16 protein-coding genes and 1 other RNA gene are annotated in these 21,020 nt (G+C 64.6%); all 17 read left to right on the plus strand.

What is annotated here, in order from left to right; all coding sequences use genetic code 11:
* Positions 1-115: 115 nt before the first annotated feature.
* The 17 genes from C935_RS0104405 (at position 116) to C935_RS0104480 (ending at position 21,019) form a co-directional block, all read left to right on the plus strand.
* The gene (locus C935_RS0104405) at positions 116-1,678 is read left to right on the plus strand and encodes a phospholipase D family protein (protein WP_018861302.1); all 1,563 of its coding nucleotides are present in this window, start codon (positions 116-118) and stop codon (positions 1,676-1,678) included.
* Between the two features lie 38 nt (positions 1,679-1,716).
* Positions 1,717-2,187, plus strand: coding sequence for an SgcJ/EcaC family oxidoreductase (locus tag C935_RS0104410; protein ID WP_018861303.1), 471 nt, complete (start codon positions 1,717-1,719; stop codon positions 2,185-2,187).
* Positions 2,188-2,219: 32 nt separating this feature from the next.
* Entirely contained in the window at positions 2,220-2,777 is a 558-nt protein-coding gene (locus C935_RS0104415; RefSeq protein ID WP_018861304.1) for an RDD family protein, read from the plus strand.
* Positions 2,778-2,920: 143 nt separating this feature from the next.
* On the plus strand, positions 2,921-3,925 hold the full coding sequence (locus C935_RS0104420; protein ID WP_018861305.1) for a class I fructose-bisphosphate aldolase: 1,005 nt from the start codon (positions 2,921-2,923) through the stop codon (positions 3,923-3,925).
* 476 nt (positions 3,926-4,401) lie between these two features.
* Complete coding sequence (gene soxB / locus C935_RS0104425; protein WP_018861306.1) at positions 4,402-6,135, plus strand: thiosulfohydrolase SoxB; 1,734 nt, start codon at positions 4,402-4,404, stop codon at positions 6,133-6,135.
* 95 nt (positions 6,136-6,230) lie between these two features.
* Positions 6,231-7,325 (plus strand): 23S rRNA (cytidine(2498)-2'-O)-methyltransferase RlmM, encoded by a 1,095-nt coding sequence (rlmM, locus tag C935_RS0104430; protein WP_018861307.1) that lies wholly within the window; start codon positions 6,231-6,233, stop codon positions 7,323-7,325.
* Positions 7,326-7,343: 18 nt separating this feature from the next.
* Positions 7,344-7,704: a transfer-messenger RNA gene (ssrA, locus tag C935_RS12970) on the plus strand.
* A gap of 54 nt (positions 7,705-7,758) precedes the next feature.
* On the plus strand, positions 7,759-8,178 hold the full coding sequence (locus C935_RS0104435; protein WP_018861308.1) for a secondary thiamine-phosphate synthase enzyme YjbQ: 420 nt from the start codon (positions 7,759-7,761) through the stop codon (positions 8,176-8,178).
* Positions 8,179-8,264: 86 nt separating this feature from the next.
* Positions 8,265-12,140: a phosphoribosylformylglycinamidine synthase gene (gene purL, locus C935_RS0104440; protein ID WP_018861309.1), complete on the plus strand. Its 3,876-nt coding sequence runs from the start codon at positions 8,265-8,267 to the stop codon at positions 12,138-12,140.
* A 69-nt stretch (positions 12,141-12,209) separates the two neighbouring features.
* Entirely contained in the window at positions 12,210-12,743 is a 534-nt protein-coding gene (locus C935_RS0104445; RefSeq protein ID WP_018861310.1) for a PilZ domain-containing protein, read from the plus strand.
* An 86-nt stretch (positions 12,744-12,829) separates the two neighbouring features.
* Positions 12,830-14,218, plus strand: coding sequence for a sigma-54-dependent Fis family transcriptional regulator (locus tag C935_RS0104450; RefSeq protein WP_026278635.1), 1,389 nt, complete (start codon positions 12,830-12,832; stop codon positions 14,216-14,218).
* Positions 14,219-14,403: 185 nt separating this feature from the next.
* On the plus strand, positions 14,404-15,777 hold the full coding sequence (locus C935_RS0104455; protein WP_018861312.1) for a sigma-54-dependent Fis family transcriptional regulator: 1,374 nt from the start codon (positions 14,404-14,406) through the stop codon (positions 15,775-15,777).
* A gap of 147 nt (positions 15,778-15,924) precedes the next feature.
* Positions 15,925-16,254, plus strand: a complete 330-nt coding sequence (fliE, locus tag C935_RS0104460; protein ID WP_018861313.1) for a flagellar hook-basal body complex protein FliE — start codon at positions 15,925-15,927, stop codon at positions 16,252-16,254.
* 29 nt (positions 16,255-16,283) lie between these two features.
* Positions 16,284-17,942, plus strand: a complete 1,659-nt coding sequence (gene fliF, locus C935_RS0104465; protein ID WP_018861314.1) for a flagellar basal-body MS-ring/collar protein FliF — start codon at positions 16,284-16,286, stop codon at positions 17,940-17,942.
* Positions 17,932-18,945, plus strand: coding sequence for a flagellar motor switch protein FliG (gene fliG / locus C935_RS0104470; RefSeq protein ID WP_018861315.1), 1,014 nt, complete (start codon positions 17,932-17,934; stop codon positions 18,943-18,945). Before fliF ends, fliG begins: the two co-directional genes overlap by 11 nt.
* Positions 18,942-19,646 carry a FliH/SctL family protein gene (locus C935_RS0104475; RefSeq protein ID WP_018861316.1) on the plus strand — a complete coding sequence of 235 codons (705 nt, stop codon included), beginning with the start codon at positions 18,942-18,944 and terminating at the stop codon, positions 19,644-19,646. Before fliG ends, C935_RS0104475 begins: the two co-directional genes overlap by 4 nt.
* Entirely contained in the window at positions 19,643-21,019 is a 1,377-nt protein-coding gene (locus tag C935_RS0104480; RefSeq protein WP_018861317.1) for a FliI/YscN family ATPase, read from the plus strand. Before C935_RS0104475 ends, C935_RS0104480 begins: the two co-directional genes overlap by 4 nt.
* The last annotated feature ends 1 nt before the right edge of the window (position 21,020 follow it).

Genomic DNA, 21,020 nt, shown 5'->3' on the forward strand with positions numbered 1-21,020 from the left:
GGTGTCCTGGCTCGCTTTTTTGTTTTGGGGGAGACGGACCATGGAATGGTTCGCACGGGCGGTACATGCTGTAGGCATTGGGGCTTGGGTGGGAGCAGAGGTCGAACGTCTGCGAATGAACACGCGCGCGTTGCTTCAGCCGCTCGTCGCGGCGTTGCTGGTTGCAGTTCTGGCGGCGTGTGCGCCGATGCAGCCTGCCCCGGACCGCATGGACCGCGCCCCTCAGGCGCCGGCGGCGCAGGGCGAGTTGGCCGCCTGGCTGGATACGTTGCCGGCGGTGGAGGAAGGGCAGACGGGGTTCCGGTTGCTGGATACCGGGGCGGAGGCCTTCCAGTGGCGGGTGCAGAGTGCGCGCAAGGCGCAGGAGCGCATCCATATCCAGTACTACATCTGGCGCGATGACGTGGCCGGTCGCACGCTGCTCGGGGAGCTGCTGGATGCGGCGGACCGGGGCGTGGCGGTGTCGCTGTTGCTGGACGACATGGATGTGCGTGGCAGCGATGACCTGCTGGCGGCGGTCAATCAGCATCCCAATATCGAGGTTCGCGTGTTTAACCCGTTTCGTACGCGCCGGGGTGCGGTGCGTGCGGGGGTGGAGTTTGTCTTTCGTGGCAGCGATCTGAACCGCCGCATGCACAACAAGGCCTGGGTGGTCGACGGGCATCTGGCAATCATCGGCGGACGCAATATCGGGGACGAGTACTTCGAGGTCAGCCCGCACTACAACTTTACGGATCTGGATCTGGTGATGGTTGGGCCGCTGGCGACGGAGGTGGACCATTCGTTCGTGGAGTATTGGAACAGCCGGGCGGCGATCGACTTAAGACGCATGCGCCGGGTGGAACAGGACCCGGGGAGGCTCGCACGCCATCGGGAGAAGCTTGATGCCTGGCGTGCCGAGCACCTGGAACATCCGCTGCTGACGCTGGAACCACTGAATGGCGTGCCCCTCGCCCAGCCGATTGATGATGCCGGGGTGTACACCTGGACCGATCGGGCGAAGCTGGTCGTGGATGACGTCGGCAAGGCCAAGGGACATGAAGACATCCGCGAAGGCGTGGCCGAGGCGGTGGCGCGTCGTCTGGATGCGGTCGAGCACGAGTTGTTGATGATCTCGCCGTACTTTGTGCCGCGGCGGGACGGCACGGCGCAGCTGATCGCGATGCGTGAGCGCGGGGTCCGGGTGAGTGTGCTGACAAACTCCCTGGCGGCCAACGATGTGGCCTTTACGCACAGCGGGTACTCGCGTCGCCGTCCTGCATTGCTGCAGGCCGGGGTGGAGCTGCACGAGCTGCGCCCGACCGCATTGCCGCCGCGCGCGGCCGAGGATCGCGAGATGGGGATCGGCTCGTCGCACGCGAGCCTGCATACCAAGGCGCTGATCATCGATCGCGAGGAGGGGTTCGTCGGGTCGTTCAATCTGGACCCGCGCTCACGCTACACCAACACCGAGCTGGGGGTGTTCCTGCGCGAGCCGGAGATCGTCCAGGAGTTGCTGGAACTGTACGAGCACAGCACCCGGCCGGAGCTGGCGTATCAGGTTCGGCTGGATGACGAGGGCTGGCCGATCTGGACGGACGACGAGGGCAGACTTTACCGCACCGATCCGAAGGCCGGTATCTGGCGGCGCTTTTTGTCCGGGGTAACGCGACTGGCGCCGGTGGAGCCGCTCCTGTAAACAGGGACCCTGTGTTGGCGTTCACTATTGGAGTTGTCATGTCCAGGAAACTGCTCTCGCTTCTCGCACTGCCGCTGGCCGCGCTGATCTCCACCGCAGGTGCCGATGAAGGTGAAATCCAGCGCATCCTGGAGGCCAAGGAGGCCGCCTGGGAAGCCGGCGATGGCGAGGCCTGGGCGCGTGATTATCAGGAAGACGCGGGGCTCGTGAATCTGTTCGGGACGCGCTTTGATGATCGTGCGACGAATGCCAAGCGGCATGCCGAGGTCCTGCAGGGGCCGTTTGCGGGCAGCTCGTTGAGCGTGGATGTCCAGGATATTTCGATGCTGAGCGAAGACACGGCGTTTGCCGAGGCCGTGCTGCGGGTATCGGAGATCGAGTCCATGCCAGCCGGGCTGCCGGATCGCGGGGATGGCGTGCTGTACACGCGTATGAGCTTTCTGCTCGAGCGGGACGATCACCACGGCTGGCAGATCCGGTTCGGGCATAACACGGTCGTGCATCCGTAGGGCTGCAGTATCAGGGACGAAAAGGGGTTTACATGGAATGTAAGGCATGCGGGCGGGACAACCCGCCCGAGGCGCGCTACTGCAATGGCTGTGGAGCGGATCTGGTCGAGGTGGCCGTAGCGTCGCCGGCGCACGCCGGGCCGCCGGAGGATCGCGCCGCCTTTGGCGGGTTCTGGCGGCGTGTGCTGGCCACCCTGGTCGACATGGTGGTGATCGGGGTGCCGCAGATCGTGGCGCAGATGGTGATCAGCCCGGAGACGATGGCACCCAAGGGGCCGGAACCCGAGCTGATGGCGGCCGATATTGCCTGGATGCTGATCAACATCCTGGTGGCCTGGCTGTACTGGGCGGGGATGCACAGCTCCCGCTACCAGGCGACGGTGGGCAAGATGGCGGTGGGGCTGCGCGTGGTCGACTATCACGGCGAGCGCATCACCTTTATGCGCGCCACGGGGCGTTATCTCGCGGAGATCCTCTCGGGGCTGCTGTTCGGCATCGGCTACCTGATGGTGGCCTTTACCCGCCGCCGCCAGGCGCTGCACGACCTGATCGCGGAGACGTTCGTCGTGCGCAAGGAGTGGCTGAACTAAGTCGGGGGCGCGTCGTTGCGTGCCATAGAAACCACTGTTTGTGAACTGCGCCCGGGCGTTGGGAGTCCGTATGGAAGAACCGCAGGTGGGGAGCTACTCTCCAACGGAAATCCATTCGGGCATACCGACCCCAAGGAGCAGACATGAAAATCGACACCCTGATCGAGACGGCCGAAGCCATGGTCGCCCCCGGCAAGGGCATCATTGCGATCGACGAATCCACGGGCACGATCGGCAAGCGACTCAATGCCGTGGGCGTGGAGAATACCGAGGAGAATCGCCGGACCTATCGCGAACTCCTGCTTACAACCCCAAAGCTGAACGAGTACATCTCCGGCGCCATTCTCTATGACGAGACCCTGCGTCAGTCGACGCGCGACGGCAAGCCGTTTGTCGATGTCATGCGCGAAGCGGGCATCCTGCCCGGCATCAAGGTGGATACGGGCGCCAAGGACCTGGCGGGGTTCCCCGGCGAGAAGGTCACCGAGGGTCTGGACGGGCTGCGCGAACGCCTGCAGGAATACGCCAAGATGGGGGCGAAATTCGCCAAGTGGCGAGCGGTGATCACCATTGGCGAGACCATGCCGACCGATACCTGTATCGAGGCCAATGCCCATGCGCTGGCGCGCTATGCGGCGCTTTGTCAGGAGCAGGGGCTGGTACCGATTGTGGAGCCCGAGGTCTTGATGGACGGCGATCACGACATCGAAACCTGTTATGGCGTGACCGAAGCGACCCAGCGGGCCGTGTTCAGTGCGCTATACGAGCATCATGTCCTGCTGGAAGGCACGATCCTCAAGGCCAGCATGGTCATCCCCGGCAAGGATTGCCCGGAGCAGGCCAGTGTCGAGGACGTGGCCCATGCGACCTTGCGCTGCCTGGCCTCTGCGGTGCCCGCCATACTTCCCGGCGTCGTGTTTCTCTCGGGTGGACAAAACGATGCCGACGCCACCGCACATCTGGATGCGATGAACCGTATTGGCGGCACGCCCTGGCCGCTGTCGTTCTCGTATGGGCGCGGCATGCAGCAGGCGGCGATGCAGCTGTGGGGTCAGGACATGCAGGCGAATTTCGAGGGCGCACAGAAGACGGTCTACGAGCGTGCACGTGACAATGGACTGGCCGCGGAAGGCAAATACGCGGCCTAGGCGGCGCGGACTACGATCAGTGGATGTGATCACCAACTCGAGGGTTCGTTGATCTGAATCAATTTCCACTGGTCGAGGTATTTGTAGGCTGTAGCTGCCGGGTACGGACCGATCGGCGAGGGCACAGCGATCAGCGCTAGCGGCGCAGTGCTCCCCGCATCGAGTCCTCTGGCGGTGTATGTCGCGTCTTGGCCTGTTACCCCCAGGGTGACAGGCCTTTTTTGTGAACTGCGTGGTGGCTCTGGCACGCTCCTGGCGCAATCTTTTGTCTCCGCTGATCGGAAGGGAACAGGCTTGTTTCGAGTCCGATCCCGCGCGAAATCTCAGCAACTCCAGTAGCCCGCGCGTCCGGGAACGGCTTTGCCGATGGAACAAAACTGGCGGATGCACGTCCGGAATAACCGGGAAGAGGGCCGGGACAGGCCCAGCTAGAAATTGCATTAAATCCAACTCAAACCACCAATAGGAGCCAGTCAATGAATCTGACTCGGAGAGAATTCCTCGAAGCCATGGTCGCGGCGAGTGCCGCCGGCTTCTCGATGAATGCCTGGGCCGGCGAGAAGGGGTCCTGGAAGCCCCTGAGCAGCGAGATGTACGACATTCCGAAGTTCGGGAACGTCTCGTTCATGCACTACACCGACTGCCATGCACAACTGAAGCCGATCTACTTTCGCGAGCCGAACGTGAACATTGGCGTGGGCGACATGCAGGGCAAGCCGCCGGTGCTGGTGGGCAAGGATCTGCTCGAGTGGTTCGACATCAAGCCCGGCACCCCGATGGCCCATGCCATTACGCACCTGGACTATGTGGATGCAGCGGAGAAGTACGGCCGCATGGGAGGGTTCTCCCATCTGTCCACGCTGGTCAAGAAGCTGCGCGCCGACCGGCCGAACTCGCTGCTGCTGGACGGCGGTGACACCTGGCACGGCACGGCTGTGTCGCTGTGGGATGATGGGCAGGACATGGTCGATGCACAGAAACTGCTGGGTATCGACATCATGGTCGGCCACTGGGAGTTCACCTTTGGCGACGAGCGCGTGCTCGAGATCATCGAGAACGACTTCAAGCCGAACGACATCGACTTCCTGGCGCAGAACATCGAGGACCGCGATTGGGGCGATCCGGTGTTCGAGCCGTACACCATCCGCGAGATGAATGGTGTGCCGGTGGCGGTCATTGGCCAGGCCTTCCCCTACACGTCGGTTGCCAACCCGAGCTACATGTTCCCGGACTGGAGCTTCGGCATCCGCGACGAAAACATGCAGCGCATGATCAACGAGTGCCGCGAGAAGGGCGCGAAGGTGGTCGCGATCCTGTCGCACAACGGCATGGTCACGGACATGGAAATGGCCCGCAATCTGGAAGGCGTGGACGTGATCATGGGTGGTCACACCCACGACGCCATTCCGGGTGCGATCGAGATCGAGAACGCCGGCGGCGACATCACCCTGGTGACCAACGCGGGCTCGAACGGCAAGTTCCTGGGCCTGCTGGACCTGGATGTGGGCGACAACGGCGTGCGCGACTACAAGTTCCACATGCTGCCGGTGTTCTCCAACCTGCTGGACGCCGATCCGGAGATGGAAGAGCACGTGAAGAAGGTCCACGAGCCCTACCAGGACAAACTGAACGAAGAGCTGGCCGTGACCGAGGGTGTGCTGTATCGCCGCGGCAACTTTAACGGCACGTTCGACGAAGTCATCCTGGATGCCCTGCGCGAAAAACTGGATGCCGAGATTGCGCTGTCGCCGGGCTTCCGCTGGGGTGTGAGTGTCCTGCCGGGTCAGCCGATCACCTTCGAGGAGGTGATGACCCAGACCGTGACCACGTACTCCGAGGTCCAGCGTAACGAGATGACCGGCGAACAGTTGAAGAACACGCTGGAAGACGTGGCCAACTCGATCTTCAACCAGAACCCGTACCACCATCGTGGCGGCGACATGGTTCGCACCGGCGGGATCAAGTACACCATCGACCCGCACGAGTCGATGGGTTCGCGTATCAGCGACCTGGAGATCAATGGCGAGCCGATCGACATGGACAAGAAGTACGTGGTCGCCGGCTGGGCGAACGTGCACGAGCCGCTGGATTCCGAACCGGTCTGGGAACTGGTCGCGGACTATCTGCGCGAAAAGGGCTCGGTCGAGGTCAGCAAGCCCTACGTGCCGAAGCTGAAGAACGTCGAAGGAGATCCGGGCCTGGATCTGTAATTCGACCGTTCCGTGGTGGCCCGGAGGTCATCGTCCGGGTACCCTCGAAGCCGCCTCACCCCCTCGGGTGTGGCGGCTTTTTTCATGGAGGGGACATGGTGTCGATTGAGGCGACGGCGTCCGAACTGCTGTTTTACTGCCGCCCGGGCTTCGAGCCGGACCTGATTGCCGAGTTGACGGAGCGGGCGGCGGACGCGGGTCTGGGTGCCTATCCACGTTCGAAGCCGGATACCGGTTACGTACGCTTTGTCCCGGCGGATGGTGATCTGATGGGGCTGGCCGCGGCCCTGCCGTTGGATGGATTGGTTTTTGCCCGCCAGCGCGTGCTGGCCCTGCACCCGCTGGAACGACTGGGTCGGGAGGATCGGGTAACGCCGATCCTTGATCAGCTCCAATTGACGGGAATCCGCTTCGACTCGCTGTGGCACGAGTGCCCGGACACTAACGAAGGTCAGTCGCTGGTCCGGTTGGCGCGAGCACTGGATCGGCCGCTGCAGGCCGTGTTGCGCAAGCGCGACCTGCTGGTGACCGATGCAGCAGGCGTGCGGGCACACCTGTTCTGGTCCGCCGGCGATTGTGTGCAGATCGCGTTTTCCAGTCGGGGCGAGCGCAGCGAGTGGCCGGAAGGGAAGCCGCGCCTGCGGGCGGCGTCCGACGCGCCCAGTCGTTCGGCGTTGAAGCTGGAGGAGGCCTGGCACACGTTCATTCCGGCGGATCAGTGGCCCGAGCGGCTGGCCGAGGGGATGCAGGCCGTGGACCTCGGAGCCGCTCCGGGTGGATGGACCTGGCAGTTGGTCCGTCGGGGCATGTATGTGCATGCCGTGGATAACGGTCCGATGGACGAGCGCCTGATGGCCACCACACAGGTGGAACATCACCGCGAGGATGCCTTTTTCTGGGAACCGCCCAACCCCGTGACCTGGCTGGTCTGCGACATCGTCGACAAGCCGGCGCGTGTCGCGGCCCGCATGGGTGACTGGCTGGAAAGGCGCTGGTGTCGCGAGGCGGTGTTCAACCTGAAATTGCCAATGAAGAAACGCTGGCAGACCGTGCGGGACTGCCTGGTGCATCTTGTACAGCGGTTGGAAGTGGCGGGAATCCCTTGCGAATGCAGGGCGCGGCAGCTCTATCACGACCGAGAGGAGGTGACCGTGCATATTCAACTGGCCGGGGAACCTCGGGCGCGCTAGACTGTCTGTGTACTGCAAGGGGGCGACTTGGATTCGACGCGGGTCGCGAAACCTGAGGTGCATGCCGAGGATGTGGTGAGCCTCGTAAAAATCACTGCAAAAAAATAGTTGCCAACGACGACAACTACGCACTCGCCGCTTAAAAACCGGTAGATGCCGTCCGACTGGAGCCGTGCTTGTGCGTCCAGTATCGGGCGTCGACTCTCACAAGCTCGTGGTGAAGCGCGCCCGGCGTGGATCCATTAAAACTAAACCGGGATCGCCAGTTGTTTTCCCTGCCTGTCGGGTAGCGGCTGGTTAAACTCAAAGACAGAATAAGCATGTAGAGCCGAGGGCGGAGGGCCTGCGGACGCGGGTTCGATTCCCGCCGCCTCCACCAAGTTAGCAAGTCCAATCAAGCGCCTTCGGGCGCTTTTTTGTTGGGGAGACGGGTATGGCCGTGCATCAGGACACCTTTCGCGTACGTACCGAGGGGCGGGGCACCATCAACATCACGCGCCAGATCGACGAGATCGTGGCTGCCAGCGGGATCACCACCGGTACCTGTCATATCTTCCAGCACCACACCAGCGCCTCGCTGCTGGTGACCGAGAACGCCGATGCCGATGTGCGCCATGACCTGGAGACCCTGATTGCGCGCATGGCACCGGACGCCGATCCGGCCTACCGGCACGATATGGAAGGCGACGACGACATGGCCGCCCATGCCCGCGCGATGCTGACCCACAACGACCTGACCGTGCCGGTCGGGCGCGGCCGGCTGGTCCTGGGGACCTGGCAGGGCCTGTTCCTGTGGGAGCACCGCTACGCCGCGCACACCCGCACGCTGACGGTAACGGTCCACGGAGAGTGATCCAGTAGGCGAGTAGCGGTCCCGGCCCGGCGTCGGGTCCGGTACAATGCGCAGCCTTTGTCATCTCCGGGTATCGAGGAAGCGCAATGCGGTTTGTGGAAGGGGGTATCGCCGTCTCGCCATTTCGGCTCCGGGCACTGGAAGCCGGCCTGCGGGCGAGTGTTCCTGAGGCGGGCCCACTGACGGCGCGTTTTGTCTACTTCATCGAACCCCGACGCCGCCTGACGGCGGAAGAAGACGCGATCCTGGACCGCCTGTTGCGCGAGGGCGAGGCCTGGCGCGAGCCGGACTTCGAGATTCAGCGCGAGCTGGTGGTGATTCCCCGTTTCGGCACGATTAGCCCGTGGTCGTCCAAGGCCACCGAGATCGCGCACCACGCCGGTCTGGAAGAGGCCGTCGGGCGGATCGAACGCGGCATCCACTGGCAGATTGGCGGGCAGGGGGCCAAAGGCGCATCCCTCGAGGCACTGGGCGATGTTCTGCACGACCGGATGACCGAAACCGTGATCGAGGATCCGGCGGAGGCGGCGCGGCTGTTCCAGTCCGAGACGCCGCGCTCGCTGGGGCGTGTGGAGCTGGGCGACGACCCGCACCGGGCACTGAAAGCCGCCAATGTCGATCTGGGCCTCGCGCTCTCGCCGGACGAGATCGAGTATCTGGCGGAGGGCTACGCGGCGCTCGGGCGGGCACCCACCGATGCCGAACTGATGATGTTCGCCCAGGCGAACTCTGAACACTGCCGCCACAAGATCTTCAACGCCGCCTGGATCCTGGATGGCGAGGCGGACGAACGCACCCTGTTCGGGATGATCCGCAGTACCCACCAGAAGCATCCGGAGCGTGTGCTGTCCGCCTACAGTGACAATGCCTCGGTGATCGCCGGGCATTCGGGCATCCGCCTGATGCCGGACGCGATCACCGGCGAATATCAGCGTGAATCGCTGGATCTGCCGATCCTGATGAAGGTGGAAACCCACAACCACCCGACCGCGATTTCTCCGTTCCCGGGCGCCGCCACCGGCTCGGGGGGCGAGATCCGCGACGAGGGGGCCACCGGCCAGGGCTCGAAGCCCAAGGCGGGGCTGACCGGCTTTACCGTCTCCAATCTCCAGATCCCCGAGCTGCCGCAGCCGTGGGAGCGTGACTTCGGACGCCCGCAGCGGATCGAGAGTGCGCGCCAGATCATGCTGGACGGCCCGATCGGCGCCGCCGCATTCAACAACGAATTCGGCCGCCCGGCGCTGGCCGGATACTTCCGCACCTTCGAGATGGCGCTGCCGCGCCCGGACGGAAGCGACGCCCTGTACGGCTACCACAAGCCGATCATGCTGGCCGGCGGGCTGGGATCGATCCGGGGCGAACACGTGCACAAGCAGGATGTGCCCCCGGGCACGCCGATCGTGGTGCTGGGTGGGCCCGCGATGCTGATCGGCCTGGGCGGCGGGGCGGCCTCGTCGATGGCGAGTGGCGCCAGTGCGGAGCAGCTCGATTTCGCCTCGGTGCAGCGGGGTAACCCGGAGATGGAGCGGCGTTGCCAAGAGGTGATCGACCGCTGCACCGCGCTGGGTACGCAGAACCCGATTCGGTCAATCCATGACGTGGGTGCGGGCGGCCTTTCCAACGCCATCCCCGAAATCCTCGACGATGCCGGGCGGGGCGGTGTGATCGAGATGCGGGAGGTCCCAACCGCCGAGCCGGGTCTGTCGCCGATGGAGCTGTGGTGCAACGAGGCACAGGAACGCTATGTGCTGGCCGTGGACGACGGCCGCCTGGAGACCTTCCGCATGCTGGCGGAGCGCGAGCGGGCCCCGTTCGCAGTGGTGGGACGAGCGACCGAGGAAGGCCACCTGAAGGTCGAGGACCGGCTGTTCCACGAGCCGCCGGTGGACATGCCGATGGGCATGCTGCTCGGCAAGACGCCGCGCATGACGCGCGAGGACCGTCGCGCAACACCACCCACCACTGATTTTGACGCGGGCGCCTGCCCCCTGGATGAAGCGGTGCATCGCGTGCTGCAGATGCCGGCGGTAGCCGCCAAGCACTTTCTGATCACGATCGGCGATCGCAGCGTGGGCGGGCTGGTCGCGCGCGACCAGATGGTCGGCCCGTGGCAGGTGCCGGTCGCCGATTGTGCCGTGACGCTGACCGACTTCGAGGGCTATACCGGCGAGGCGATGGCTATGGGCGAGCGCACGCCCCTGGCCGTGCTCTCCGGCCCGGCCTCGGGGCGCATGGCCATTGGCGAGGTCGTGACGAACATGGCCGCCGCCGATATCGACAGTACCGAGATGATCCGGCTGTCGGCCAACTGGATGGCCGCCGCCGGCGTCCCCGGCGAGGATGCAAACCTGTTCGATACGGTGCGCGCGGTGGCCGAGGACGTTTGCCCGGGCCTGGGCATCTCCATCCCGGTCGGCAAGGACTCGCTGTCGATGCGGACTGTCTGGGAGACCGCCGATGGCGAGGCGCGCGACATGTACTCGCCGATCTCGCTGATCGTCTCGGGCTTTGCCCCGGTCGCCGATGTTCGTCGTAGCGTGACACCCGAGCTGAACCCGGGTGCGGATCCGGCTTTGTGGCTGATTGACCTGGGCGAGGGGAACACCCGCATAGGCGGTTCGGCACTGGCCCAGGCCTGGGGGCATATCGGGTGCGAGACACCGGATCTGGTCGATGTGGCACGTCTGCGCGGATTTTTTGACGTGATCACGGGGCTGCGCCGCAAGGGCCTGCTGGCCGCGTATCACGATCGCTCCGATGGTGGTCTGTTCACGACCCTTGCGGAGATGGCGTTCGCCGGTCGTTGCGGGCTGGAGATCACGGTGCCCGACGATCATCGTGCGCAGGAGTGGCTGTTCAACGAGGAATTGGGTGCGGTCGTGCAGCTGGCCCCGGGGGCAGAGGCTGCGCTTCGTGACGGACTGAACGCTGTCGGTCTGGGCGCGCATCTACACCGGGTTGCAACCTTGCGCATTGATGAACGCATCCTCGTGCGCCAGGGACCAGAAGACTTGCTGGATTCCACCCGTGCGCAGCTGCAGGGAACATGGCAGGCGACCTCGGCCGCCATGCAACGGCTGCGTGATGATCCGGATTGTGCCAACGAGGAGTTCGCGCGTGTCGAAGCGGACGGCGGACTGGTCGTCCGTTTGGGCTTCGATCCGGAGGAGGACCTCGTGGCCCCGTTGATCGCGACCGGCGCTCGTCCACGCGTGGCGATTCTGCGTGAACAGGGGGTGAACGGGCAGCTGGAGATGGCGGCTGCGTTCGAGCGTGCGGGTTTTCAGCCCGTGGATGTTCACATGACCGATCTTCTGTCAGGGCGCCGGGCGCTCGACGAGATGCAGGGCCTCGCTGTTTGTGGCGGCTTTTCCTACGGTGATGTGCTCGGGGCCGGTGGTGGCTGGGCGCAGACCATCCTGAATCACGCGGAGTTGCGCGATCAGTTTCAGGCCTTCTTCGAGCGTGGAGACAGCTTTACGCTCGGGGTCTGCAATGGCTGCCAGATGTTGTCCCATCTGGCCCCGCTGATCCCCGGGGCGGACCACTGGCCGCGTTTTGTGCGCAACCGTTCGGAGCAGTTCGAGGCGCGGCTGTCACTGGTCCGCGTGGAACCAGGGCCCTCGGTACTGCTGGACGGTATGGGCGGATCGCTGCTTCCGGTGGTGGTGTCGCACGGGGAGGGCCGCGTGCGTTACGCCGACGAGGTGCCGGTGCACGACCAGGCGGCGCTGCGCTACGTGGAGGCGGACGACAAGCCGGCCACGCACTACCCGGCAAACCCCAATGGTTCCCCAGGGGGCGCCACGGGTTTCACCACGCAGGATGGGCGCGCCACGATCATGATGCCGCATCCCGAACGGGTCTTCCGGACCGTACAGCACAGCTGGCACCCGCGTGACTGGGGCGAGGATGGGCCCTGGATGCGACTGTTCCGCAATGCGCGCGTGTTTGTTGGCTGATCGTCGCGTGACGGTCTATAGGCTTCGGAACAGGGCGCGATTCCTGCCTGTGCATGACCTGGAGGTCCAATGACGACCGGTGAATGGGACGAGTATCTGGGCGACGATCTGCGAGTGACCAGCGCGCTGTCGATTGGGCCCTCGGAGCGAGCATTGACCGACCCGGGGCTCGCACAACGCCTGATCGAGAGCCTGGATCTTTTCGACGATACCCACCCACGTTCGATCCCGCACGAAGACGAATCCGCCCCCGAGATCCAGCGTCTCGAGCACAAGCTGGACCTGCTGCTGCACCTGGTCGCCGAGTCGCTGCATCCGCAGCGACCCGACCCGGTGGAGGTGACCTTGTCGCGGAACGGGATTGTGCTGCCGGCGGAGACCGTTCCGGAGAATTGCGACCGCCTGGAGATCTACCTCAGCCGGCTTCTGCCGCAGCCTTGCGTGCTGGGTGTCGAGACTCCGACTACCGCCGGAAACGTCCAGCTGATGCGGTGGGCGGGCATGGAAGGCAGCCTCCGGGAGGCACTCGCGCGCTGGATTTTTCGACTCCACCGACGCGAGATTGCCGACAAACGACAGAAAGTTGACGCCAGTCACAACTAGCCGGATACTGAGACGCACATCACACATTCGTATGGGTCCCTCGCGAGTCCCATATGAGTCAACTCAGTCTGCGAGCGGTGGCCGGTATGACGGATCTGAACGGACGCAATCAGGAACTACGGATAGCTCTCACCGGTGAACCAGGCGCCGCCCGCGACACGCAGGCCATCCTGAGTTGTCTTGGCTGCGAGACCGAGCCTCACCAGACAGCCGAGGCGTTAATTGACGGCGGTTCCGATGCCGCCGCGGTATGGTGGTGCGGCCCGGCAGCGGAACTAGACCAGCGCCTGCTCGAGGGACTGAACAACCAGACGCCGGTGGTCGTACAGCCAACCGATGGCGAGAAAATCACCGCTCCGGGGTCGGGTTGCGTGGTCGAGCATCCGCTGTCGATCGCCCAGGTCAGCCAGGTGTTGCAGTGGCTCCGCTATGGCCGCGAGCCCGGCCATGACGACATGCCGGGTCTGGTTGGGGTGCACCCGACCATGCTGGCGGTCAAGCGTCTGGTGGCGCAGGTGGCGCGCACCGATGCCACTGCGCTGATCCTGGGTGAGACCGGATCCGGCAAGGAAGTGATCGCACGTGCGATTCACGCCGCTTCCGATCGTGCGGACAAGCCCTTCGTGGCCGTCAACTGCGGAGCGATCCCGGCGGATCTGCTCGAAAGCGAACTGTTCGGGCACGAGAAGGGGGCCTTTACCGGGGCTTTCACGGCGCGCACCGGTCGTTTTGAACTGGCGGGTGATGGCACGCTGTTCCTCGACGAGATCGGCGACATGCCGTTGCCTATGCAGGTTAAGCTGCTCCGCGTGCTGCAGGAGCGGGTGTTCGAGCGTGTCGGTTCGAACAAGTCGATCTCCACCAATGCTCGCATCATCGCCGCTACTCATCGCGACCTGGATGACGCAGTGACCGAAGGCAGTTTCCGGCAGGATCTGTTCTTCCGGTTGAGTGTATTCCCCATCGAGCTGCCGCCGCTGCGCGAGCGTGCCAGTGACATCCCGTCGCTGGTGTCCGCGCTGGAGGAAAGGCTGCGGGATCAGGGGATGACACCGGCCCACCTGACCCCGGCCGTGATGGCCCATCTGAGTCAGCTGGAATGGAAGGGGAATATCCGCGAACTGGCGAACCTGCTGGAGCAGCTGGCCATCATGTATCCGGACCTTCCGGTGGACCTCGGGCAGCTTCCGCCACGCGTCCGGCCGGAGGGAATCGAGGACCTGAGCATGCTGCCCCAGGGTGATGCGAACGGCCAGGTTGCGGGTTCGACGGCCCCAGCCCTGGGGTTGCCCCGCGAGGGACTCCCGCCCGAGGGGGTGGATCTACGGGGCTATCTGAACGATCTGGAACGAGAAATGATCGTGGCGGCATTGAACGAAACCGGGCAGGTAGTCGCCCGTGCGGCGCGGCGGCTCGGGATGCGCCGCACCACCCTGGTCGAGCGCATGCGCAAGTTCGGGTTGGGCAAAGCCTGACGCGGCGTTTCGTCGGGCTCCATCGTCGGGAAGCCGTCAGATGGGGAGCGTTCCGGGAGTGAATCGCCTGACGAGGATTTGACGATGAGCGTTCGCTTCCAGTCCTAACTCGCTGTATCCCTTTTATTTATCTTTTCTGGCTTGGTTTTTGCTGGTTGCCTCTTGAACTTTCGAGGAACCGGTTTATGTCCAGAGCAACCATTCTGCTTGTCGATGCACAGCCCGCGTTGCGCGAGGCGGTCGTGCGTGTGTTGGCGACGATTCCGCGTGTGCGTCTGGAGTCCTGCCAGAGTGATGCCTTCGCGGCTGCGCTGGAGACACATCGCCCGAGGGTCGTACTGGTAGCCAGTGGTGATGCCCAGGGTGACTGGAATGCTCTCGGCGAGCAGGTTCCGGTGGCCGCTGTTGGGTCTGACGCAGCGCACGAAGATGAAATCCGGGCGTTTCGTCAGGGGTTGGCCGCACACTTCGCACTCCCGAGCATGGCGGATGCCATGGGCGAATGGCTACGGACGATCGTCAAGCCTTCGCCTGGCATCGTGATTCCCCGGATGGTGGCGCAAAGCGTCTCGATGCAGTTGCTCGATGCCTTCGTGTCACGGATCGCCGCGAGCCCGGCGACTGTGTTTGTTACCGGTGAGTCGGGCGTGGGCAAGGAAGTACTGGCCCGCCAGGTGCACGCGCGTTCTCCCCGTGCACATGGCCCGTTCGAGGCGGTCAACTGCGCGGCCCTTCCGGAAACCATGCTGGAGGCGCTGCTGTTCGGGCACGCCAAGGGCGCGTTCACCGGCGCCCTGGAGGCCCGTGCGGGCAAGTTTGCACAGGCCCACGGTGGGACGCTTTTGCTCGACGAGGTCACCGAAATTCCGGTGAATCTGCAAGCCAAGCTGCTGCGCGTACTGCAGGAGCGCGAGGTGGAACCGCTAGGGGGGCGACAGGCTCGCCGAGTGGACGTACGGGTCATTGCGACCTCGAACCGCGATCTGCGCGAGGCGCTGGCGGAGGGTGTGCTGCGCGATGACCTGTACTACCGCCTGAATGTTTTTCCCGTCTGGATCCCGCCCCTGCGCGAGCGGCCGGAGGACATTGTGCCGTTGGCGCGCGCGTTGTTGCGGCGTCTAAGCAGCAACGTTCTGACCGATCTCGATGCGTCTGCACAGAAACGGCTGGTGGAGCACGACTGGCCGGGGAACGTACGCGAGCTCGCGAATGTGATGGAGCGCGCCGTGACCCTGCACGATACGGAACGGGGTTCGGTTATCGGGGGGGAAGCGATCTGGCTGGACCTGGACATGCTGATGCCCTGGGGTACGCATGAGCGTCAGGCATTGGACGCCACGGATCAGGATTCCAGTGACCTGGTCGACGAGAACTCGACGCCCATGTTGGAGCAGACCCTGCAGACGCAGGAGAGCCGAGTGATTCTCAATGTGCTGCGCGAGTCGGGTGGGCGTCGCAAGGAGGCGGCGGAACGACTCGGAATCAGCCCCAGAACATTGCGTTACAAGATCGCGCGCCTGCGAGAGTCGGGATTCGCGGTGCCTTCCGCTGGAAACTAGCGGAGTTACTGGCACGTGCCTTGCATTGGCTGCATTGGAGTATTCCGGGCACACCGGCCACATGCCCTGGGGGTCCACGCCTGGCTAGGGCCGAGGCTGACCGACGGTTGCCGGGCGCCTGGATGGTGGAAGAGGGGAGTCTAGATCATGAGCGAGTTGCAGATTCAGAACGTGCTGGCCCAGATGCGCCAGCTGACCCAGAACTCTGGCGTGGAGGGGACCAATCCCACCCAGCAGCCAAGTCAGGTCGGCGGGGCGGACTTCCAGAACGTGCTGCGCGACTCGCTGCGCGGGGTGAATCAGGTGCAACAGGATGCGAGCGATCTGCAGACGCGCTTCGAGCTTGGCGACGAGAATGTCAGTCTGCCCCAGGTGATGGTAGCCATGAACAAGTCCAGCATCGCGTTCGAGGCCACGAACCAGGTGCGCAATCGGTTGTTGAATGCCTATCAGGAAATCATGCGGATGCAGGTCTGATGCCCGGATCCCACGGAGAATAAGGACTCATGGCCGAGAACGCACAATCCCTGCCCGCCGTGCTCAGTGGCGGAATCCGGGACTTCAATGGGATGCCGGCGGGTCGCCAGCTTGCGCTTCTGGGCATGCTGGCCGGCGCGATCGTGGTGATCGTGGCCGTCCTGTACTGGGCTTTCCGTCCGACCTATGTGCCCCTGTTTCCCCGCATGGAAAGCGAGGAAGCGGCAGAAGTCGTGCAGGCGCTCTCCCAGGCGGGTATCTCGTATCAGGTGGATGCCACCACGGGACAGGTGAAGGTCCCGCAGGGAGACGTGGCCGAGGCTCGTTTGCAGTTGGCGTCGGAAGGCCTGCCACGCTCCGGCGATGTCGGCTTTGAGTTGCTGCAGGAAGATACAGGGCTGGGTACCAGCCGTATGGTCGAGGGCGCGCGTTTCCATCGTGCGATGGAAGGCGAACTGGCACGTACGGTCTCGTCGCTGGACGCGGTCGAGCGGGCGCGTGTGCATATCGCGCAGGCCGAGCAGTCGGTCTTCGTGCGGGATCGGCGACCTGCCAGCGCCTCGGTGGTGGTGCATTTGCGTGGCGGCCGTTCGCTTTCCGAGTCGCAGGTTGCTGCGATCGTCCATCTGGTTGCCTCGAGCACTTCCGACCTGGAGGCAGAACGGGTAACCGTGGTGGATCAGCGCGGTCGCCTGCTGACGCAGGATGGCGCCGAGCGGGGTGGTATGGCCAGCAGTGACCGTCTGTCGTTCTCGCGCGAGGTGGAACAGCGCTATGCCGAGCGGATCCATAACCTGCTGGCACCCATCGTTGGTGCAGACAAGGTGCGCGTCCAGGTCAACGCCGATATTGATTTCTCTCAGGTCGAGCGCACCGAGGAGTTGTACGACCCGGAAACCATTGCGTTGCGTTCCGAGCAAACACGCGAAGACGAGCGCAGCGGGCTGGATGGTGGGCCGGCCGGCGTCCCTGGCGCGCTGACCAATCAGCCGCCGGAGGGCGGTGCAGTGGAAGGCCCGGATGGCGAGGCGGCACCGGCACCAATACCCACGAGCCGGAGCACCAATGTCACCCGTAACTTTGAAGTCGACCGGCGCATCAACCATATCCGTGAGGCACCCGGTGGCATTCGCCGGGTCTCGACCGCGGTAGTGGTGGACTTTCGCGAGCAGGTTGGCGACGACGGCGCGACCGAGAGCGTGGCCCGCGATGCGGAAGAGCTCGAGCGGATCGAGGCACTGGTGCGCGAGGCCGTTGGCTTCTCCGAGGCGCGGGGCGATACGCTGAACGTGGTCACCGCGCCATTCGAGGCGCCCGTGGAGGAGATGGTCGAGGAGGAGGTGCCGTTCTGGTCGCAACCCTGGTTCCTCGAGATGGTCAAGATTGGTGCGGGCCTGATATTGGCGCTGATCCTGTTGCTGACAGTGGTGCGCCCGGCGCTGAAGCAACTGATGGCCCGGCCGCCGCGCGAGCGACGGGTCGAACAGCAACAGGCGCTGACGGACGAGTCGGGTGTCGGCCCCGCTGGCGGACCGGCGGGGGGAGGATCCGCGGTGGCGGCCCTGACCGGGCCCAAGGGGCCGGACCAGCAGGAGATGGATCTGGAGGCTGTACGCGACATGGTGCGCGAGGATCCGAAGCGCGTGGCACAGGTAATGAAGTCGTGGTTGGGTGACGATGGCCGCTGACAAGCAAGCAAGAAAGCTCGATGGTGCAGAGCGCGCCGCGGTGTTCATGATGAGTCTCGGCGAGGATGCCGCTGCCGAAGTCATGCGCCACATGGGGCCGAAAGAGGTGCAGAAGATCGGGACCGCCATGGCCTCGATGGACCGTATCTCGCGCGCCGATGTCGATTCCGCGCTGCATGAGTTCTCCACGCATGTGCAGGAACAGACGGCACTGGGCGTGGGTGCGGACGAATACGTGCGCAGCGTGCTGGAGAACGCACTGGGCGAAAAGGCCTCGGGGGTGATTGACCGGATCCTGCTCGGGCGAAATTCCAAGGGGATCGATGCGCTCAAGTGGCTGGATCCGCGGGCGATCGCCGACATGCTGCGCAACGAGCATCCGCAGATTGTCGCGATCGTGCTGTCGCACCTGGATTCCGATCAGGCGTCGGACACGCTGCAATACCTGCCCTCGCGTGTGCAGACCGACATCGTCATGCGCATTGCAACCCTGGATGGCATCCAGCCGCAGGCATTGCAGGAGCTGGATGAAATCCTCGACCGCCAGTTGTCGGGCAATGCCGCGAGCAAGACCTCGATGCTGGGGGGCGTTCGCACAGCCGCCAACATCATGAACTTGATGGAGAGCGCACGCGAGGCAGAGATCATGGAGTCCATCAAGGAGTCGGACTCGGATCTTGGTGGCCGCATCGAAGAAGAGATGTTCGTGTTCGAGAACCTGGTCGATATTGACGATCGCGGTATTCAGACGTTGCTGCGCGAGATCTCGACGGACTCCCTGGTGCTGGCGATGAAGGGAGCCGACGAGGACCTCAAGGACAAGATCTTCCGCAACATGTCCAAGCGTGCGGCCGAAATGCTGCGCGAGGATCTGGAAGCCAAGGGCCCGGTCCGCGTGAGCGAGGTCGAGGCGGCGCAGAAGGAAATCCTGGCGGTCGCCCGCCGCCTGGCCGAGAACGGCGAGATTGTGCTCGGCGGGCAGGGTAGCGAGGCGATGTTGTGACCTCGGGTTCCGGCGCCCAAACGCGGGTGCATGACCCGGATGCGTCGGTATGGGAGCCACCGGAGATCGGTGAGGGCGGAGTGCGTCCGGCGCGGCGCCTGCCAACGGCGGCCGAGATCGAGGCCATCGAGGACCAGGCGCGTCAGAATGGATTCGAGGCTGGCTACGCCGAAGGCCATGCGCTCGGAAAGCAGGAAGCCGAGAAGGCCGCACGAGCCAAGGCCGACAAACAGCTTCGCGAGACGGTGGCCAAGCTGGAGTCCCTTGGGCGTGGACTGATCGATCCCCTGGCCGAGGCGGCCGATCAGCTGGAACCCGAACTCCTCGAATTGACCGTCGCGATCGCCCGCAAGGTGCTGGCGGCAGAACTAAAGACTCGCCCCGAGCTGATCGAGCAGGTCCTGCACCGGGCGCTGGCGCAGCTACCCGGCCGGCATCAGGAAGTGCGGGTGCATGTTCACCCTGCGGATCGCGCCCTGCTCGAGGACTATGCCCAGGGGCTGGATGCCGGGGTGCATTGGGTATCCGATACCAAGCTGGCGCGCGGTGGCTGCCGTGTAGAGGCGGGCGCGGCGCTGGTCGATGCCTCGCTGGAACATCGTCTGCAGCAGGCGGTCGAGGCGATCTGGGGCGAGCTGGAGGCCTCTGCGTCCGCCTCGCAACAACCGGAAGATGGTTCGGCACCGGGAGACGGGACGTGAGCTCGCGGCTGGACACACTGCATCAGCGGGGACAGGAGCGGCTGGCCTCGGGCCTTCTGGAACGCCTGCAACAGTCACGTGGCCGGCTGGAACGGGTTCATCCCGTGCAGTCCGAGGGGCGGCTATCGCGCCTGACCGGCCTGACCTTCGAGGCCGAGGGGCTGCGTCTGCCGATGGGTGGGCGGGCGCTGATCCACGGCGAGAACGGCGCGTCGGTCCCGGCGGAGGTGGTCGGATTCCAGAACGATCGCACCTTTCTGATGCCGGAGGAACTGGCCTCGGGCCTGACACCCGGTGCGCGCATTGAGCCCCTCGATACCCAACGCGAGATCCCGGTCGGGGATGCGCTGCTCGGGCGGGTGATCGATGCCAATGGCCAGCCGCTGGATGGCAAGGGCCCTTTGCGCGCGCGTGACCACAGCCCGCTTTCGGGGCGCCCGATCAACCCGCTGCAGCGCGCGCCGGTGCGGGAACCGCTGGATGTCGGGATCCGGTCGATCAACGGGCTGCTTTGTGTTGGCCGGGGGCAGCGGCTTGGCCTGTTTGCCGGTTCCGGGGTCGGGAAGAGCGTTCTGCTCGGAATGATGACGCGCAATACCAACGCGGACGTGATCGTAGTCGGGTTGATCGGCGAGCGTGGGCGCGAAGTGAATGAATTCATCCACGAGATCCTGGACGAGGAGTCCCGCCAGCGGACTGTCGTAGTGGCCGTCCCGGCCGATCAGTCGCCGTTGCTTCGCCAGCATGGGGCCTGGGTAGCCACCACTGTGGCGGAATCGTTTCGGGACCGTGGACTGAATGTGCTTCTGCTGATGGATTCGCTCACGCGCTTTGCCCAGGGCGCGCGCGAGATCGCGATGGCGATTGGCGAACCGCCGGCGTCGAAAGGCTATGCCGCTTCGGTGTTTGCGCGCCTCCCGCAGCTCGTGGAGCGAGCGGGGAACGGAGATGTGGGCGGTGGTTCGATCACGGCGTTCTATACGGTGCTGGCCGAGGGGGATGACCAGAATGACCCGATCGTGGATGCGGCGCGCGCGATCCTTGACGGGCACGTGGTCCTCTCGCGCGAGATCGCGGAAACCGGGCGCTATCCTGCGATCGACGTGTCGGCGTCGGTTTCGCGAGTGATGAGCGCGCTGATCACGTCCGAACACGAGCAGGCGGCCCGGCGTTTCCGTGATCTGGCCTCGACCTATATGCGAAACCGCGACCTGATCGCCGTGGGTGCGTACCGCAAGGGGGCGGATCCGCACCTGGACGAAGCGGTGGCGATGCACGAGCGGCTGGAGGCGTACCTTGGGCAGGGTCGAGACGAGGCGATTGGGTTTGATCAGGCGCGTGATGAGCTGCTGGCGCTGACCGGAGCCGTGTGAG

Origin of the sequence: Thioalkalivibrio sp. ALJ3 (genome assembly GCF_000377205.1) — a bacterium.
In the GTDB taxonomy this organism is placed as follows: Bacteria; Pseudomonadota; Gammaproteobacteria; order Ectothiorhodospirales; family Ectothiorhodospiraceae; genus Thioalkalivibrio.

Bases quoted from the DNA above. Each gene is read 5' to 3' on its own strand.
- C935_RS0104405 (WP_018861302.1), top strand. From the start codon at position 116: ATGAACACGCGCGCGTTGCTTCAGCCGCTCGTCGCGGCGTTGCTGGTT.
- C935_RS0104410 (WP_018861303.1), top strand. From the start codon at position 1,717: ATGTCCAGGAAACTGCTCTCGCTTCTCGCACTGCCGCTGGCCGCGCTG.
- C935_RS0104415 (WP_018861304.1), top strand. From the start codon at position 2,220: ATGGAATGTAAGGCATGCGGGCGGGACAACCCGCCCGAGGCGCGCTAC.
- C935_RS0104420 (WP_018861305.1), top strand. From the start codon at position 2,921: ATGAAAATCGACACCCTGATCGAGACGGCCGAAGCCATGGTCGCCCCC.
- soxB (WP_018861306.1), top strand. From the start codon at position 4,402: ATGAATCTGACTCGGAGAGAATTCCTCGAAGCCATGGTCGCGGCGAGT.
- rlmM (WP_018861307.1), top strand. From the start codon at position 6,231: ATGGTGTCGATTGAGGCGACGGCGTCCGAACTGCTGTTTTACTGCCGC.
- C935_RS0104435 (WP_018861308.1), top strand. From the start codon at position 7,759: ATGGCCGTGCATCAGGACACCTTTCGCGTACGTACCGAGGGGCGGGGC.
- purL (WP_018861309.1), top strand. From the start codon at position 8,265: ATGCGGTTTGTGGAAGGGGGTATCGCCGTCTCGCCATTTCGGCTCCGG.
- C935_RS0104445 (WP_018861310.1), top strand. From the start codon at position 12,210: ATGACGACCGGTGAATGGGACGAGTATCTGGGCGACGATCTGCGAGTG.
- C935_RS0104450 (WP_026278635.1), top strand. From the start codon at position 12,830: ATGACGGATCTGAACGGACGCAATCAGGAACTACGGATAGCTCTCACC.
- C935_RS0104455 (WP_018861312.1), top strand. From the start codon at position 14,404: ATGTCCAGAGCAACCATTCTGCTTGTCGATGCACAGCCCGCGTTGCGC.
- fliE (WP_018861313.1), top strand. From the start codon at position 15,925: ATGAGCGAGTTGCAGATTCAGAACGTGCTGGCCCAGATGCGCCAGCTG.
- fliF (WP_018861314.1), top strand. From the start codon at position 16,284: ATGGCCGAGAACGCACAATCCCTGCCCGCCGTGCTCAGTGGCGGAATC.
- fliG (WP_018861315.1), top strand. From the start codon at position 17,932: ATGGCCGCTGACAAGCAAGCAAGAAAGCTCGATGGTGCAGAGCGCGCC.